At 66.2% G+C, this 2,146-nt stretch carries 2 protein-coding genes and 1 pseudogene; all 3 read right to left on the bottom strand.

The genetic code is table 11. The features are described from left to right. Positions 1 to 146, bottom strand: a pseudogene (locus QK440_RS41110) (carboxylate--amine ligase); the annotation flags it as partial. Positions 147 to 218: 72 nt separating this feature from the next. Then, entirely contained in the window at positions 219 to 911 is a 693-nt protein-coding gene (locus QK440_RS41115) for a hemerythrin domain-containing protein (RefSeq protein WP_282798376.1), read from the bottom strand. 161 nt (positions 912 to 1,072) lie between these two features. Next, positions 1,073 to 1,531 carry a DUF4383 domain-containing protein gene (locus tag QK440_RS41120; protein WP_282798377.1) on the bottom strand — a complete coding sequence of 153 codons (459 nt, stop codon included), beginning with the start codon at positions 1,529 to 1,531 and terminating at the stop codon, positions 1,073 to 1,075. Between the last annotated feature and the right edge of the window lie 615 nt (positions 1,532 to 2,146).

Raw genomic sequence — 2,146 nt, forward strand, 5'->3', positions numbered from 1 at the left:
GCCTGGAGGAGCTCGGACTGCACTTCCTTCTCGTCCGCCAGCGGCGCCAGGTCGGCGGCGGCGCGTACCTGGTCGGCACGGGGCAGGGGCAGCCCGGTAGCCGGGTCGAGCAGCAGGTACTCCTCTTCGACACCGACCGTGAACATCTGCGATGAGAGCCTTTCGTGCGCCCCCCGCGCTAACCTGCGGAAGGCATATGCGAGGCACCACGGTCGGCGCTACCGCTCCTTGGTCAGCCGTTTGTGCACGATGACGGTGGTCGCGGCGGTGACCAGGAGGAGGATGCCGGCAAGACCGGCGAGCGCCCTTTCGACCGTGGGGCCGTGGGCGCTCGTGCCGATCGCGTCCCGTGCCCGGTCGTAGCAGCTCAGCGGCAGGCCCATGAGCGCGTTGCCCGGTGGGCGCCGGGGGACGGCTGGGTGCGGGTGTGTCGGGGCGCTCCTGCGTACGGCCTCCCAGGCTGCGCCGAGCCGACGGAGCGCGGCCGGGTCGATACTGACCTGGAGCCGGGGCAGGATCTGGTCCTCCTCATCCCTGATGTCCTGACGGATCAGGGCGAAGACCTGCCTCACCTTCTCCTCGCGCCCCGGAGCGCCGCAGGGGAGACGCTCGATGTCGGTGGTGAGGTCGTTGATCTGCTGGTGTTCCGCCTCCACAAGGGCGGTGAGTTCCTCGCCGTCCACGACATGGCGCCGCACGGCCGGCCACAGCACGGTTTCCTCAGCGAACGCGTGGCTGAAGACGAGCTGGAGGAGGTTCTTCAGTACCTTCTCACGGCCTTGGCCAGGGTCCAGGCTTTGGTAGTACTCCATCAGCAGGTTCATCTCGGCGTGGTCGCGCCGTTGCCGCGCGAGTACGCTGCCAGGGCCGCCGAGTTCTGCGGCGCTCTGGTCTTCGCTGGTCCTGGACATGGTCGTTCCTCCTCACGGTCCGACATCAGGTAAGCGTCGATGTCCCCTTCGGGTGGCGGCTCGGAACTATGCCGCGGTGCGTCTGCGCCGCGCGGCAACGGCGGGCCCGGTGGCGATCCCGGCGGCGGCCATCTATCGCGTCCTCCTGCGAGACATCGGAATCACCGGCCAAGGCCGGTCCTGGCGGACCGGCGGGTGAGCAGCGTGCCCAGCGCGATCATGCCGATGCCGAGGGCGAAGTGCAGCCAGTCGTCAGCGGTGTTCAGCGGCACGAAGTTGGCGCTGCTGTGGTGTCCGACGAGCAGCCCGTACAGCCACAGGATCAGGTAGACGGCGCCGCCGACCAGCAGGTACGTCCGGGCGGAGGAGGCGGTCCGGGCCATGACCAGGCCCGCGACGCCGATCGCCAGGTGAACGAGGTTGTGTAGGACGGAGATCTGGAAGATCCCCAGGAGTTCGGCGCCGGAGTCGTGGGAGGCGAACTTCATGCTGTCGTAGTCCGTGGTGACCCCGGGGATGAACCCCAGTACCCCCACCAGCAGGAATACCAGCCCGACCAGCACCACCGCCTGCTGCACCGGGGTACGGGGACCGCGTGTCGCACGCGTACGTGTGGTCATAGTGGTGGCCTTCCTTTCGGAGAGCGTCCTAGTGCTCCGGCACGACGGTTACCCGCGCCTGGTCCCACTATCCTCAAAGCCGAACATTCGCGCAGCTCATGGAATCGGTGGAAAGGCTTGGAGGGCGCTTTCGATGCTAAGTGCCACAGCCAGTCGGCAGCCGAATGGGCTAGAACAGCCTTTCTCTCTGTTTGGCGGCCTCAGTGACGACCTCAGCGGTGTGGGTGTGTTCCTCAGCCGCCCGACCTCTGCCCATGAAAAGGGACGTAGAGGGGCCTCGGACTGCTGGTCATGTCGGTTTGGTGGCCGAACCTTGCCCGGCTGTGTCGCCGGACACGGTTGCGCGAACGTTTTCATCAGGCAAACGAGCGAGAACGAAACGAGCCACCACTGTGACAAGCCTGGTGCGCGGAAGAGGTGACGTGGAGGGGTGCGCCCGTCACTACCGGCGAAATTCCCTATGCAGCCTTCACGTGTGGGTGCCGATGTTGTGGGTACACAGCGGCTGCTCGTAAACGCGTCACCGTGCCCCTTCAACGCGTTTACGGCAGGTTGATAACCCCATGCGGCACATGTCACTGATGTAAGGAATGTTGATGACTCAACAGGCGGCAC

The organism is Streptomyces sp. CC224B (assembly GCF_030010595.1).
Lineage (GTDB): Bacteria > Actinomycetota > Actinomycetes > Streptomycetales > Streptomycetaceae > Streptomyces > Streptomyces longispororuber.